We start from the raw sequence: 14994 nt of genomic DNA, 5'->3' as shown, positions 1-14994 counted from the left end.
CCTCGGCCTCAGGGGACCGGGACGTCTTCCGCGTCCACCGGTTCGGGCGTCCAGTGGTGGGTGCGCACCTCCTCCGACCACTGCAGCGTGACGCCGAGGCGGTCGGTGAGGAGGCGCTGGTAGTCGGCGAGGAGCGTGGGGTCCTCGCGGACCGCTCGCGGCGGTCGGCCGTGCTCGAGCGCGAACGATGCGAGCGCGCCCACGGCCTCGCCGATCGCCCACTCCACGGGATGCAGGCGGTAGCAGCCATTCGTGATGTGCGTGGACCCGATGTTCTTCGCTGCGGGCAGCAGGTTGTCGACGCGGACCGGCAGGAGCGCGCCCAGCGGGATCTGGAACGGGTAGGCCTCGATGTCCACATACGTCCGTCCCGACGTGCTCGGGTGCAGGTCGATCCGGTAGTGGCCGATGCCCACGCTGTCGGGGAAGAGCTCGCTCCCGACGTCGGCGCCGCGCGCCTCGACGCCCACATGCTGTTCGAGCACCCGGAACTCGGTGAGGGCTCGGCGGGCCTCCCGGATGTACGGGGCCTTGGCGTAGCCGTCGTCGGTGCCTGTCACGTCGCCGCGGAGGCGGAGCCCGCGATAGCCGGTGCCGCCGTCCTCGCGCGGCGCCTCCGTCTGCATCCAGTAGAGGAAGGACGCGGAGAGCTCACGGCTCGCCGCGAGGGCGCGGGCGGCGGAGCTCTCATCGACGCCCAGGATCGGCGCTTCCCAGTAATCGATCTGCGGCCAGTTGACGATGGTCACGTCGGAGTCGATCGTGCCCTCGCGGAAGTTCTCGGCGGCGAGGATGCGGCGAAATTTCCAGAGGTCGAAGGGCACCTCGCGCGTCGGCTGCAGTTGGAAGAGCGGACGGGTGTGCACGCGCAGACTGATGGGGTCGACGTCGGTCCATGACAGCTGCGGCCCCGGCCAGAACGGTGCCACGTGCGTGAGCCAGTGCTCGTAGCGCTCGGGTCGGTCCCCGACATGGTCCTCGCCCGGCCGGTGCTCGAGTGCGAAGCACCACGAGATCGCCTGCTGGTCGAGGGGGTTCGCGGTCTCCGGGGCATGAAGCTCGCCCGTGTCGTCGCGTCCCTCCGCCCCGATCACGTGCTCTACATCACCGAGCGCGAGGAGGTCGCCGAGTTCGGTCGCATCGATGACGATCGGGGCGGAGAGGTCCCGCTCGATCCCGTCGCGGCGGCGGCGGACCGTGACCGAGCCCACCGCGTCGCCGCGCATCTCCACGGCGACCGGACGATGCTCCAACAGCACCTCGAGCCGCCCGGACGCGATCCACGGCGCGAGCATCTCGTCAATCGCGGAGAGCGCGACGCGCGGTTCATGGCAGAGGCGGCTCACGACCCCGAGACCCGGGTTGATGTTCTGTTCGGAGGCTGCGGCGGCCGTGAGCGGGTAGTTGCGGCGGTAGTAGTCGCGCACGCGGCGGCGGAACTCGGCGTAGCCGGGACCCGTCGCGGGCTCCTCGATCCACGCGTTCTCGTCCGGCGGCACCGCCTGGCTCGTGAGCTGACCGCCGAGCCAGTCGGTCTCCTCCGTGAGGAGCACCCGCCTGCCGAGTCGCACGGCGGTGAGGGCTGCTGCGACTCCGCCGATGCCACCACCGACGATGAGCAGGTCGGGGGATGAGGGTCTCATCGTGCACTCCCGTCGGGGCCTGCGGCCGAACCGCTCCGCACCGCTGCCCTGACGGAGGCGATCGTCTCGCCTTCCACAACCTCGCACGCGACGAGCACGCTCTCGCGCGGGGCGTCAGGGTCCTCGACCATCTCGATGAGCCGGTCGACGGCGATCCGCCCGATCTGCTTGCGGGGGATGCGCAGATCGTCCCACCGCACCCCGGCGCCCGCCGTGTCCTCGAGCACGGCGACGGACACGTCTCCCGGGATCGACAAGCCGCGCGCCGTGAGCCTCTCGCGGAGGGTCTCGGCGATGCGCTCGCTCTCGACGACGGCCGCCGTGACCGAACCGTCGGCGAAGCCGTCGAGCACGGCGTCCGACAGGCCACTCTCGTCGGACAGGAAGCCGGGGGAGGAATCGCGGATCCCGAGCTCGGTGACGGCGGAGCGATACCCGTCCCGACGGTCCTCGTACGGCTCGCCCTCGATCGACTCGCGGACGAAAGCGAACGAGCGGTGCCCGTGGTCGAACAGCCGCCGTACGATCTCGGCTGCGGCCCGACGGTAGTCGGGGATGATGCAGGGGAAGGGCGCCCCGAGTACCTCGCGTCGACCGATGTGCACGAAGGGGTAGCCCTCGTGCCACAACCGGGCCAGCTCATCGCGGTCGGGAGACATGCCGAGCAGCACGCTGCCGTCGGCGATCGTCAACCGATTGGTTTCGTCGCGGTAGATCTTCCGCGCCCCGCCTCCGTCCCCCGTCGAACTGAAGAGCACGAGGTCGTGCCGGGTCTCCTCCGCGCGCTCCTCGATGCCGAGGAGGAACTGGAAGTAGAAGCTTTCGCGGGCGTTCGGGAAGAGCGCCTCGAAGGTGTGCACGCCGAGCAGCTGCGTACGCTTGCCGCGCAGGTTTCGTGCGATCGGGTTCGGGACGTAGCCCAGCGTCGCGATCGCGTCGAGGATGCGCTTGCGCGTCTCCTCCGGGATTCGGGAGTCGGCGTCGCCGCTGATCACGCGCGAGACGGCCGACTGGGAGACGCCGGCGAGAGCCGCGACGTCCGATTGCCTGGCCGCGCGCTGTCGTCCGGTGGAGTTGGTCATCGGCGTTCCTCCGTGAGTTTCCGGGTAATGAGTTCCGTCATGGTCGAGCCGGAGAGTTCGTCGGCACGGCCCTCCTCGTGCAGCCAACAGTCGGCCCAGCGGCCGTCGCCGAGCTGCGCGCGCGGAGGAGGAGTGGTCGTGCACTTCTCCATCGCGAAGGGGCAGCGCGGGTGGAAGCGGCATCCCGACGGCGGATCGATGAGGCTCGGGGGTTCGCCGAGCTCGTCGGCCGCCCCGAAGATCTCGTCGCGATCCGCCGCGACGTCGCGGTGTGGATCGGGTGAGGACTCCACGAGCAGCTTCGTGTACGGGTGCTGTGGACTGGAGATGACCGCGTCCTTCGGACCTGCCTCCACCATCTGGCCCGCGTACATCACGACGATGTCGTCGCACAGGTAGCGCGCGCTCGCGATGTCGTGGGTGATATAGAGGAGCGCGAGGCCGTCCTCGCGGCGCAGCGTGTCGAGCAGGTTGAGCATCTCGAGCCGGATGGACACGTCGAGCATCGAGATGGGCTCGTCGCCGAGCAGCACGCGCGGTTCGACGGCGAGCGCCCGTGCGATGACGACGCGCTGCCGCTGTCCGCCCGACAGCTCGTGGGGGAACTTGTCGACGTAGTCGCTCGCTGGGGTGAGGCTCACGCGCTCGAGGAGCGAGGTCACCCTCTCCTCGAGGGCCGCCTTGCTGCGGCCGTGGTGGTGCAGTCTCACGGCCCGTTCGAGATTGTGTCGCACGCGGTGGAGCGGATTGAGCGAGCCGAAGGGGTCCTGGAAGATGAGCTGCACGTCCTTGCGGTACGCCTTCTGCACGGCTCGCTTCCGGATGCCGTCGCCCGCGACGGGCACGCCGTCGAGGCGAATGACACCGGACGTCGGCTCGTAGAACCGGGCGAGGATCCGCGCGAGCGTGGTCTTCCCGCTGCCGCTCTCCCCGACGACCGCGGTGATGCGGCCGGGTTCGAGCCGGATGCTCGCGCCTTCGACGGCGCGGACGACGGAGGAGTCGCCGAGGGAGTTCGCGACGGCGAAGTGCTTCGCGACGTCGATGGCTTCGAGCACGGGTGCGGTCATGGGATGAGCTCCTCGTCGTGGAGGTGGCAGGCGACCGATCGAGCGTCCGGGGAGTCGGGGTCGCCGTGGGAGAGGAGGGGAGGAAGGATGTCGCGGCACCGGTCCATCACCGCGGGGCAGCGCGGCGCGAACGGGCAGCCGGCGGGCAGCGCGCGGAGGTCCGGCGGGCTCCCGGGGATGCCTTCGAGCCGCGTCACGGGTGCGTGGAGCGGCGGGAATGAGTCGCGCAACCCCCGCGTGTACGGGTGCAGCGGCGTGCGGTAGAGGTCCTCGGCGGAGGCGAGCTCGACGATCCGCCCCGCGTACATCACGGCGATCCGATCGGCGAGTTCGAGCAGGAGCGAGAGATCGTGGGTCACGAACACCACGGCGAAGCCGAATTCGCGCCGGAGCCGCAGCACCTGGGCGAGGATCTGTCGCTGCATGACCACGTCGACGGCGGTCGTGGGCTCGTCCATGACGACGAGCTCCGGTCGGCACGCGAGGGCGAGCGCGATCGTCGCCCGCTGCCGCATTCCGCCCGAGAGCTCGTGCGGGTAGCTGCGGGCGCGATCGGCGGAGATGCCGACGAGGCCGAGCAGTCGCCTGGCCTCTTCCCACGCTGCCGCGTTGCTCATCGACCGGTCGTGCACGCGCAGCACGTCGACGAACTGGGCGCCGAGACGCATGACGGGGTTGAGGGCGTCCATCGCGCTCTGCAGCACGATCGAGAGGCTCGTCCAGCGCAGCGCCCGCAGCGCGCGCGGTTTGAGCGGCACGAGGTCGATCCCCGGTTCCCCGGACTGCGGGTGGAACACCACGTGACCGCTCGTCGTCACGGCGGGGGGCCGCTGCAGTCGGGTGAGCGCCGTGATGAGCGTGGACTTGCCCGAACCGGACTCGCCCACGACGCCGAGGATCTCGCCCCGTCTCAGCTGGAAGGTCACGTCGGTGCAGGCGCGTACGGGCGCCCCGGCTCCCGCGTACTCCACGGAGAGTCCGTCCACGTCGAGCACGATCTCCGAGGGTGTCGCGGCGGCGGTGTCGTCGCCCGGTCGTGTGCGTGTCATCGTCATGTCAAACCCCTTCCGGCGCGAGTGCGGTGCGGCGGATCGCCGCCGTGCGCTTGGCCACGCGGCGCGAACCCGAGCGCAGCTTCGGGTTGGCGAGCTCGTCCACGCCGAAGTTGATGAGAGCCGCGGCCGTTCCGACGAGCGCGATGCAGAGGCCCGGCGGCACGAACCACCACCAGAGCCCGCGGAGGACGGCGCTCTGCTGCTGGGCCGCTTGGATCATCGTGCCCCAACTGATCGCCGACGAGTCGGAGACGCCGAGGAATGCGAGCCCGGCCTCGGCCATGACGGCGCCGATGAGCCCGCCGAGGAACATGGACGCGATCCAGCCGTAGAGGTGGGGCATGACCTCGGTGAAGATGAGGCGGCGGTTCGACTCCCCGAGCATGCGCATGGCCTGCACGAAGTCGCGGTTGCTCACGCTCATGGCCTGGGCGCGCAGGGTGCGCGCGCCGCCGGCCCAGCCGAAGACGCCGATGATGAACGCGATCATCACGAGGCCCGTGCCCTGCAGATAGCCGGCGAGAACGAAGATGAGCGGGAGCACCGGCATGACGAGGAACAGGTTCGTGAGGAAGTTGAGGGCGTTTCCGGTCGTGCCGCCGAAGTAGCCGGCCGGGACGCCCACGAGGATCGAGATGACGGTCCCGACGATCGCGCCGAGGAATCCGACGAACATGGACCCGCGCGCTCCCTCGACCACCTGGGCGAGGACGTCCTGGCCGAACTGCGTCGTCCCGAGTGGGTGAGCGGCGCTCGGCGGCGAGGAGATCGCGGAGATGTCGTTGGCGCGTGCGTCGAGTCCGAGCACGGTGCTTGTGAACCACGGCCCGAGGATCGCGAGGAGCACGAAGAAGCCGAGCACGACCACGCCGAAGGTGACCTTGCCGTTGCCGAAGAGGTCGTATTTCATCTCCCTCAGCCCTCCTCTCGCACGCGCGGATCGAGCCACACGTACACCGAGTCCGCGATGAGATTCGCGAGCAGCACGGTGAGGGTGACGAGCAGGAACACTCCCTGCATGACGGGGTAGTCACGTTTCTGCAGCGCGGAGAACAGCAGGTAGCCGATGCCCGGGTAGCTGAAGACGATCTCGGTGAGGAGCGCTCCCCCCACCACTCCGCCGAGTGCCATCGCGAACCCGGTGAACTGGGGGAGCATCGCGTTGCGGGCGGCGTAGCGCCACCGCACTCGGGCCGGCGAGAGGCCCTTCGCCTGCGCGAGGAGGACGTAGTCCTCCCCGACGGTCGTGACGGTCATGTTGCGCATCCCGAGCATCCAGCCGCCGAATGCGGAGAAGACGATCGTCGCCGCGGGGAGAGCGCCGTACTGCAGCACGCTCGCGATGAACGCGGGTTCGAACGCGATCGCGAGGTTGGGGTCGTAGCCGCCGGAGAGCGGGAACCAGCCGAGGATGAAGCCGAAGAACCACAGGGCCAGGAGGGCGACCCAGAAGTAGGGGACGGAAGAGAGGAACGTCGTGAGCGGCGTGACGATCGCGTCGAAGCGTGTTCCCGCCCGCCAACCCGCCGCGACACCGAGAGCCGTTCCGAGGACGAACGCGGCGATCGTCGTCGTGCCGACGAGCAGGAGCGTCCAGGGCAGGCCCGTCGCCACGAGGTCCGCGACGGGGACCGGGAAGTTCACGATCGAGACGCCGAGGTCGAAGCGGGCGAGTTGGCCCAGGTAGGTCATGTACTGCTCGAACAGGTTGTCGTCCGGGTTGCCGAAGAGTCCTTGGATCGAGACGAGCGTCGCGGGCGGGAGTGCCTGACCGCTCACGCGCTCGAGCTGGTCGATGATCGCGGCGGACGGGTCGCCCGGCATGAGGCGTGGGATGACGAAGTTGAGCGTGATGGCCGACCATGCGGCGACGAGGTAGAAGCCGAGGCGCCGGACGAGGAACTTCCCGCGCTTGCGCCCCTTCCTCCTCCGCGTGACCTCGAGGGGGCCGGAAGCGGCGGCGGCCGGCGCCGCCGCTCCCTGAGTGGTCGTCATGACGCGGGCTCGAGCCCGAGCAGCGTCAGGATCGTGTCCGGCCCCAGGCTCGGTGCGGGTACGGCGTCGAAGTCGTCGGGCGTCGGCCAGCCGGTCCAGTTCGACGCGTTGATGTCGACGAACCAGTACGAGTTGTAGAGCGGGGTGAACGGGACCTCGTCCACGACGATCTTCTGCATGTCGAGCGCGAGCGCCTTCATGGTCTCCTCGTCGGCGGCCTCGGTCATGCCGGTGAGGATTTCGTCGGTCTCGGGATCGCTCCAGCGCCCGATGTTGGTGGCTGCGGAGGTGCCGACCGGTTCGACGTAGCGGCTGTCGAGGAAGTTGTAGACGCCGTAGACGCCCGCGCCTCCCGTCGTCGCGATCGTGAGGTCGAACTCGCCCGTCTTCTGCTGGTCGTAGAGGGTCGCGCCCGGTGCTCCCGCCGGGGTGACGGTGATTCCGAGCACCTTCTTCCAGCTGTTGATCATGATGTCCGCGTACGCGTTCCAGCCGAAGTCCTGGTTGAAGGACAAGCGCGGGCTGTAGCTCTGGCCGTCCTTCACGAGCGCACCGTCCACGACCTCGTAGCCGCTCGCGTCGAGCGCCGCGAGCGCGGCGTGCTCGTCGACCTCCTGCACGAAGCCCCGGTACTCGGGGGCGAGCCAGTCCTCGTAGATCTGGTCGACGAGCCCTGTCGGGCCGGCCTCGGTGCCGGGCCGGTTGAGCGTGGCCGTGATGTCGGAGCGGGGGATCGAGAGGGCGAGCGCCTGCCGCAGGTTCACGTCGTCGAAGGGGGCCTGGGCCGTGTTGTACATCATCGAGTACGCGCCGCCCGTGGCGTAGAGCTGGTACAGGTTCGTCTCGGGGTCCTTCCCCACGAACTCGTCCTCGGCTCCCGGCCAGCTGGCCGGGGCCCAGTCGACGTCGCCGCGGAGGAGTTGCGCCTTCACGGTCTCACCGTTGGTCGCGAGGATCTTGAAGTACGTCATCGGCATCTCGCCGCCCCAGTAGTCGTCGCGCGCCTTGAGGGTGACCTGCTGGCCCGCGAACGCGTCGAGGGTGAACGGGCCCGTGCCGATCGGGTCGGGATTCGTCCAGGTCGTGAGGTCCTGCTCCTCCCAGATGTGCTGCGGCACCATCGGGAGCGAGCTCGACGAGAACTGGTTGAGCGCCGCGAAGGAGGGGGAGTCGAAGCCGACCGTGACGGTGAGGTCGTCGAATTTCTCGACCGACGTGTAGGTGACGCCCGCGAGGTTCAGTTCCGGCCTCTCGAGGGGCAGCGAGAGCGAATAGAGCGCGTCGTCGGCGTCGAACGCCTCGCCGTCGGAGAACGTGACGTCGTCGCGCAGCGCGATGGTGAGCGTCGTTCCGGCGTCATCGAAGTCGAACGACTCGGCGAGCCACGGCTCCACGACCGCGCCGTCGCTGTAATCGACGCGAGCGAGGGGCTCATAGATGAGTTCGGCGTTCGGCGCCTTCTCGGTCGCCGGGCCGAGGACGTTGTAGTTGCGGACGTACGTCGTGCCGCCGTCCGATTTCCCGTAGACGATCGTGTCGGTGTGGGCGGTGCTCGTCGTTCCCGCCGACGAGCACGCACTGACGCTCGCGACGAGGGCGATGGCCGCGATCGCTCCGATGGTGCGGGACCTGAAGGACATTCCTGTCTCCTTTGACTGGATGTGTCGTCGGTGTTCGGGGGTGCGCTCATACGTATGACCGACTAGACCGCGAGATACATGCGGTGCTACTACGTATGAGCAACAAGGTAGCGACGTCCTTCACACCCTGTCAAGAGCCGAGTTCCCGACGGGGATAGGGTGTGCGGACGGCGAGGATCCCGCGGCACAAGCGCCTCATCGTCCTCCTCGCCGAGGCGGTACTCGCTCTCGCCGTCATCGGTCTCGAACTCCTCGCCCACGCCTGACCCCGGGTGGGACGGGCCGGGCGGCCACGGGCGACGGACGGCGCGCCGGGGGTTCGGCGCAGCCTGTGGAATCTGTAACGAGCGCGAAACACGGTCGCGACTCCCGCTGAAACATGAGTCCGACACGATGTGAGGCACGCGTCACGATGTCGCGTTAGCGAACAAGGGGTTCTCAATGGATCAAGGAAATACTGCGTTCATTCTGATCGCTGCCGCCCTCGTGCTGCTCATGACACCGGGGCTGGCGTTCTTCTACGGCGGACTGGTCAAGGCCAAGAGTGTCATCAGCATGATGATGATGAGCTTCGGTGCGCTGGGTCTGATCGGCGTGCTGTGGGTGCTCTACGGGTACGCGATCGCGTTCCCGGGAGCCGAGGGCACGCTCTTCCCGTGGGCCATCGACGGTGGCGCCATCGGCCTCACCAACGTGCTCGAGACACCCGAGGACGCGGCCTACCCGCCACTCGCCTTCGTCGCCTTCCAGGCGACCTTCGCGATCATCACCGTCGCTCTCGTCTCCGGCGCCATCGCCGACCGTGCGAAGTTCGGCGCCTGGATGGTCTTCGCGGGAGTGTGGGCGACGCTCGTCTACTTCCCCGTCGCGAGCTGGGTCTTCAACTTCGGCCTCGCCGATGACGGATCCTTCGCCTACGGCGGCTGGATCACTCACGGTCTGCAGGACGTCTTCGGTGTCGGCGCGATCGACTTCGCCGGTGGAACCGCCGTGCACATCAACGCCGGTGCCGCCGCGCTCGCGCTGGCCCTCGTCCTCGGCCGCCGCGTCGGGTTCCAGAAGGGCGTGCACGTCCCCCACAACCCGCCGTTCGTGCTCCTCGGCGCGGGCCTGCTGTGGTTCGGCTGGTTCGGCTTCAACGCGGGCTCCGAGCTCGCCGCCGACGGCACCGCTGCTCTCGCCTTCGTGAACACGATCGCCGCTCCCGCCGCCGCGCTCCTCGCCTGGCTGCTCGTCGAGAAGATCAAGGACGGCAAGCCGACCTCGATCGGTGCCGCCTCGGGTGCCGTCGCCGGCCTCGTCGCGATCACTCCGGCGTGTGGCTCTCTCGACCCGATCTGGGCGATCGTGCTCGGTCTCATCGCCGGTGCGGTCTGCTGCCTCGCGATCGACCTCAAGTTCACGCTCGGCTTCGACGACTCGCTCGACGTCGTGGGCATCCACCTCGTCGGTGGCCTCATCGGAACGCTGTACCTCGGCTTCTTCGCTCGCGGCACCGGCCTCTTCATGGGCGGCGACGCGTCGCAGCTCATCGTCCAGGCGATCGCGGCCTTCGCGGTCCTCATCTACTCGTTCGTGCTCGCCTTCATCATCGGCTGGATCATCCAGAAGACGATGGGCTTCCGCGTGAAGAACGAGGACGAGCTCGCCGGCATCGACACCGTCGTTCACGGCGAGGAGGGCTACGTCTTCACGGACGCCCGCTAGTCACCACGCGTACGACACACCTCCAGGACGCGGGTCCGGCTCTCGAGCCGGGCCCGCGTTCGTCGTCCCATCCCGTGCCCTCGCCCGCCTCGGTCTCCCACCACCCGGTTCCCTCGACGTCTGCGTACGCAACTCCTCCCCGCGGGTGCACTTCCACCCGCGGAATGCAGTTGCGTACGCAACTGCGGGGGTGGGGATCGGGGAGCGGCGCGGCGGAGTGGCGAGGCGAGGGTGCGGAGGGCGTACAGTTTTTCTCAGCCCGTGAGTCGCCACTCGCTGGCGCGTCTCCCGTGATGAAGGACCAACACCCATGAAGATCCTGTCGATCCAGTCCGCCGTCGCCTATGGTCATGTCGGCAACTCGGCCGCCGTGTTCCCGCTCCAGCGCATCGGTGTCGAGGTGCTTCCGGTGTACACCGTGAACTTCTCGAACCACACGGGGTACGGCGCCTGGAAGGGGCCCCTGATCGCCCCCGAGCAGGTCGCCGACGTGATCGCCGGCATCGAGGACCGCGGGGTCTTCCCGGAGATCGACGTCGTGCTCTCCGGCTACCAGGGCGGCGTCGGCATCGGCGACGTCATCGTCGACGCCGTGAAGCGCGTCAAGGAGGCCAACCCGTCCGCGATCTACGCGTGCGACCCCGTGATGGGCAACGCCAAGTCCGGCTGCTTCGTCGCCCCCGAGATCCCCGTCCTCCTCCGCGAGCGGGTCGTCCCCGCCGCCGACCTCATCACGCCCAACCAGTTCGAGCTCGGTTTCCTCACGGGGACGGACCCGTCGACGCTCGAGTCGACACTCGAGTCGGCCGATCTGGCGCGGGCGATGGGCCCGCGGACGATCCTCGTGACGAGCGTCGAGCGTCCCGATCGAGAGCCCGACACGATCGAGATGCTCGCGATCGACGACAGCGGTGCGTGGATCGTGACGACGCCGATGCTGCCGCTCAAGGCGAACGGATCGGGAGACGTCACGGCGGCGCTCTTCACCGCGCACTACCGCGAGACGGGCAGTGCAGCCACGGCGCTCGAGCGCACGGCGTCGAGCATCTTCGACCTCATCGACGCGACCCACCGCTCGGGTCAGCGCGAGCTCCAGCTCGTCGAGGCGCAGGAGTTCTACGCGCACCCGCGCATGCAGTTCACGGCGGTCAGGGTCCGCTGATAGTTCCCCTCGCATTTGCGTACGCAACCGCGGTTCGCGGGTGAAAATTCACCCGCGGTGGGCAGTTGCGTACGCAAAACCGCGGGAGGCAGGGGTCACTCGGCGAGGATCGCGTAGAGCGCGCGACGGGTTTCGTCGAGCTTCTCGGCGGCGGCCGTGCGCTGAGCGTCGCTCGCGTCCTGCATGAAGGGTTTGATGACCCGCATGAGTTTCATGACGCTGGTCTGGAAGGCGTCCTCGCCCTCGCTCTTGTCGGTCGCCGCCGCCCATGCCGCGTCGATCGTCTCGGCGTTCTCGGCGACGTAGGCCGATCCCGTCTCACTGAGTGCGTAGACGGTCTTCGAGCCGGACTCCTCGGCGAGGATGAGATCCTCGTCGACGAGCTGCTGCAGCGTGGGGTAGACGGAACCGGGACTCGGTCGCCAGGTGCCCTCGCTGCGCTCGGCGATGCTCTTGATGAGCCCATAGCCGTTCGTCGGCCCGTCGGCGAGAAGGGAGAGGATCGCGAGTCGGACGTCGCCGCGGCGGGCACGGCCGCGCCCGCCGCGTCCCGGGCCGAAGCCAGGACCGGGGCGAAAGCCCGGACCGAATCCTGGACCGGGACCGAAGCCGAAGTCGCGACGGCCGCCTCCGCCCGGGCCGCGGTGCGGGTGCCCCGGCTGGAAGCGGGACCGGTCGCGACCGCCGCCGTGGTGTAGGCGGTCGTGGGGAAGGTCGTGACCGCCGTGGCGCTCGTAGTCGTAGTCGTGGTCGTTGGCGTGGTCGTGGGTATGGGGGCGCATGAGCGCTCCTCTCGTCGTGGGTGAGTTCGGAGAATCGCGGGACACTCGATTGTCGAGTCGACCATCTCAGATGTGTCGCGATGCGTCAACGATATGTCGGTAACTATCGGTTGTCAACCGAAGTCACAGCCGGCCGCCTCGCGCTGCGCCGCCTCGCGCTGCGCCGTCTCGCTCTGCGCCCCGCCCACCCGCCCGGTGCACCACGACAGGTCGCCGACACTCACCTCGGGTTGTCACGAATCTGCGGTCCGAGGGTGTCTCACCGCAGATGTACGACGACCCAGGGGAGGGGGAGAGGGGCGAGGCGGCAGCGCGCTAGGCGGTCGCGGGGGGAGCCGTGGTCTGCCGACGCACGAGGCGCGTCGGCAGGCGCACGTGCATGTGCTCCGGCTCGTCACCGGCCATGAGTGCGATGAGCATGTGCGCGGCGGACGCCCCGAGGTTCTGCATCGGCTGGCGGATCGTGGTGAGCGCCGGATTCATCTGGGACGCCTCCGGGATGTCATCGAAGCCGACGACGGACAGGTCCCGCGGTATCGACAGACCACGCCGCGATGCGACCTCGACCATCGCGATGGCCGAGAGGTCGTTGGCGGCGAACACCGCCGTCGGCCGATCCGGCAGGGAGAGCAGTTCGACTGCGGGTTCTCGCGAGGTCTCCTGCTGGTAGAGGCCGATGCGGACGAGGCGCGGGTCGAACGCGATGCCGCCCTCCGACAAGGCCCGTTTGTACCCCGCCTCGCGGGCGATCGACGACCGCAGGTCCGGTCGTCCTGCGAGGAACCCGATCCGGCGGTGTCCGAGTTCGATGAGGTGCTTGGTCGCCTGCATCGCGCCGGCGAAACTGTCGGACTCGACCGTCGGCAGATCGGCCCGACCCGTGTGCGGATCGATCGCGACGACGGGGATCTCCGTCGATGCGCTCACGACCGTGGGTGTCACCATGATCGCGCCGTCGATGAGCGTGCCGCTCAAGCGGCTGAGTGATCGGCGTTCCCAGCCCTCGCTGTCGCGCTGCCGCGTCCCGCTGTATGCGAGGAGGTCGTAGCGCGAGTGGTGCAATGCGGCGCCGACCCCCTTGAGGATCTCCGAACTGAACGGCTCGAAGTCGGCGACGAGGACCCCGATGACGCCCGTGCGATGCGAGCGCATACTGCTCGCGACGAGGCTCGACTCGTATCCGAGCTCGTGCACGACGTCGAGGACGCGTTGCGCCGTCGACGCCGAGATGCCGTACCGGCCGTTCACGGCCTTCGAGACCGTCGCGACGGAGACGCCGGCGGCAGCGGCGACGTCATGGATGGTGGGACGGGCCATGCCGAGAGCATACGCCTGGGGGAGGGGCGTGCTCGTCCCGCTCGAAATGGTTTTCGAAAACGTTTGACACTTTTTCGCGGGCCGCGTGAGACTGAGGCCGTCCGAGGGGACGCGCCACAGCAGAGACGCCGGCGTCCGCCTCGACCCGGACCCCTCGCGGGGAACGGGTTCACACCCCCTGATGCCCGAAAAGGGCTGATGCCCGGAGACGGGCAGCACCGCTCAACGAAGAGAACAGGTTGAACCATTCATGAAGGCCACCAAGATCCTCGCCGGATCCTCCGCCCTCCTCCTCGGAGCACTCGCCCTGAGCGCGTGCTCGAGCGACTCCGGCGGCGGCTCCTCTGACGGAAGCGTCGCCATGACGCTCTGGCAGAACTCCACCACGGGCCCCGGACAGGAATTCTGGGACCAGACCATCGCCGACTTCGAGGAGGAGAACCCGGGCGTCACGATCGAAGCCCAGGCGATCCAGAACGAGGACCTCGACGGGAAGCTCCAGACCGCGCTCAACTCGGGCGACGCTCCCGACATCTTCCTGCAGCGCGGCGGCGGCAAGATGGCCGCCATGGTCGCTGCCGGACAGCTCATGGACCTGACGGACAAGCTCTCCGACGACGCGACCTCCGAGATCCCCGAGGGCTCGTTCTCGGCCAACTCGCTCGACGACGAGATCTGGGCCATGCCGGTCGCCGTCCTCCCCGGCGGTATCTTCTACAGCCAGGACCTTTTCGACGAGGCCGGCATCGCCGAGGCGCCCACGACGATCGACGAACTCGACTCCGCCGTCTCCGCACTGAAGGACTCGGGCGTGCAGCCCGTCGCCCTCGGTGCGAAGGACGCGTGGCCCGCCGCCCACTGGTACTACTTCTTCGCGCTGCGTGAGTGCAGCCAGGACGCACTCGCCGAGGCCGCCGACACGATGTCCTTCGAGGACGAGTGCTGGGTCCGCGCGGGCGAGGACCTCGAGGCGTTCGCCGAGACGGAGCCGTTCAACGACGGCTTCCTGACGACCGCTGCGCAGCAGGGTGCGGGAAGCTCCGCGGGATTGCTCGCGAACCACCAGGCCGGCATGGAGCTCATGGGCGCCTGGAACCCGGGCGTCATCGCCTCGCTCACCCCTGACGAGAAGCCGCTCCCCGACCTCGCCTGGTTCCCCTTCCCGGAGATCGAGGGCGGCGACGGCGGCGAAGGCGCCATCATGGGCGGCGTCGACGGCTACTCGTGTTCGGCTTCCGCTCCGCCGGAGTGCGCGGACTTCCTGAACTACCTCGCGACGAGCGAGGTCCAGGAGAACTACTACGCGGCCTTCAACGCCCCGCCCGTCAACACCGTCGCTCAGGAAGCCGTGACCGAGCCCTACCTGCAGCAGATCCTCGAGGCCTACAACGCGGCCCCGTACGTCTCGCAGTGGCTCGACACCGTCTACGGGCTCAACGTCGGCAACGCGCTCAACGTCGGCGTCGTCGATCTGCTCGCCGACAAGGTCTCGCCGGAAGAGCTCGTCGACGCCGTGAACGCCGCGGCAGCAAAGGCCTAGG

General features: G+C 68.7%; 12 protein-coding genes. 3 read left to right on the top strand and 9 right to left on the bottom strand.

The annotated features are described in order from the left end of the window. Positions 1–8 precede the first annotated feature (8 nt). The 7 genes from ELQ92_RS14350 to ELQ92_RS14320 are packed head-to-tail and all read right to left on the bottom strand — an operon-like array spanning position 9 to position 8485. The gene (locus ELQ92_RS14350) at positions 9–1643 is read right to left on the bottom strand and encodes an FAD-dependent oxidoreductase (RefSeq protein WP_128500014.1); all 1635 of its coding nucleotides are present in this window, start codon (positions 1641–1643) and stop codon (positions 9–11) included. Further along, positions 1640–2725, bottom strand: coding sequence for a LacI family DNA-binding transcriptional regulator (locus ELQ92_RS14345; protein WP_128500013.1), 1086 nt, complete (start codon positions 2723–2725; stop codon positions 1640–1642). Before ELQ92_RS14345 ends, ELQ92_RS14350 begins: the two co-directional genes overlap by 4 nt. Further along, entirely contained in the window at positions 2722–3795 is a 1074-nt protein-coding gene (locus tag ELQ92_RS14340; RefSeq protein WP_128500012.1) for an ABC transporter ATP-binding protein, read from the bottom strand. The genes ELQ92_RS14345 and ELQ92_RS14340 overlap by 4 nt, the downstream gene beginning before the upstream one ends. Then, positions 3792–4850 (bottom strand): ABC transporter ATP-binding protein, encoded by a 1059-nt coding sequence (locus ELQ92_RS14335; RefSeq protein ID WP_128500011.1) that lies wholly within the window; start codon positions 4848–4850, stop codon positions 3792–3794. The genes ELQ92_RS14340 and ELQ92_RS14335 overlap by 4 nt, the downstream gene beginning before the upstream one ends. A gap of 1 nt (position 4851) precedes the next feature. Beyond that, positions 4852–5760 carry an ABC transporter permease gene (locus ELQ92_RS14330; RefSeq protein WP_128500010.1) on the bottom strand — a complete coding sequence of 303 codons (909 nt, stop codon included), beginning with the start codon at positions 5758–5760 and terminating at the stop codon, positions 4852–4854. Between the two features lie 5 nt (positions 5761–5765). Beyond that, complete coding sequence (locus ELQ92_RS14325) at positions 5766–6845, bottom strand: ABC transporter permease (protein WP_128500009.1); 1080 nt, start codon at positions 6843–6845, stop codon at positions 5766–5768. Continuing rightward, complete coding sequence (locus ELQ92_RS14320) at positions 6842–8485, bottom strand: ABC transporter substrate-binding protein (RefSeq protein ID WP_128500008.1); 1644 nt, start codon at positions 8483–8485, stop codon at positions 6842–6844. The genes ELQ92_RS14325 and ELQ92_RS14320 overlap by 4 nt, the downstream gene beginning before the upstream one ends. A 441-nt stretch (positions 8486–8926) precedes the next feature. On the opposite strand from ELQ92_RS14320, the gene ELQ92_RS14315 reads away from it, so the two are divergent. Together ELQ92_RS14315 and pdxY are read left to right on the top strand one after the other, a co-directional pair. Continuing rightward, the gene (locus ELQ92_RS14315; RefSeq protein ID WP_128500007.1) at positions 8927–10192 is read left to right on the top strand and encodes an ammonium transporter; all 1266 of its coding nucleotides are present in this window, start codon (positions 8927–8929) and stop codon (positions 10190–10192) included. 310 nt (positions 10193–10502) lie between these two features. Then, complete coding sequence (pdxY, locus tag ELQ92_RS14310; RefSeq protein ID WP_128500006.1) at positions 10503–11354, top strand: pyridoxal kinase PdxY; 852 nt, start codon at positions 10503–10505, stop codon at positions 11352–11354. A 95-nt stretch (positions 11355–11449) separates the two neighbouring features. Here pdxY and ELQ92_RS14305 read toward each other — a convergent pair whose 3' ends face one another. Together ELQ92_RS14305 and ELQ92_RS14300 are read right to left on the bottom strand one after the other, a co-directional pair. Further along, complete coding sequence (locus ELQ92_RS14305) at positions 11450–12136, bottom strand: PadR family transcriptional regulator (RefSeq protein ID WP_128500005.1); 687 nt, start codon at positions 12134–12136, stop codon at positions 11450–11452. Between the two features lie 315 nt (positions 12137–12451). Continuing rightward, complete coding sequence (locus ELQ92_RS14300; protein ID WP_128500004.1) at positions 12452–13453, bottom strand: LacI family DNA-binding transcriptional regulator; 1002 nt, start codon at positions 13451–13453, stop codon at positions 12452–12454. A gap of 250 nt (positions 13454–13703) precedes the next feature. On the opposite strand from ELQ92_RS14300, the gene ELQ92_RS14295 reads away from it, so the two are divergent. Further along, positions 13704–14993, top strand: a complete 1290-nt coding sequence (locus ELQ92_RS14295; RefSeq protein WP_128500003.1) for an ABC transporter substrate-binding protein — start codon at positions 13704–13706, stop codon at positions 14991–14993. The last annotated feature ends 1 nt before the right edge of the window (position 14994 follow it).

Origin of the sequence: Labedella populi, from assembly GCF_004078655.1 — a bacterium.
GTDB classification, from domain to species: domain Bacteria; phylum Actinomycetota; class Actinomycetes; order Actinomycetales; family Microbacteriaceae; genus Labedella; species Labedella populi.
Note: the sequence above shows the minus strand (reverse complement) of the source record. Positions and strands in the feature narration are given on the sequence as shown.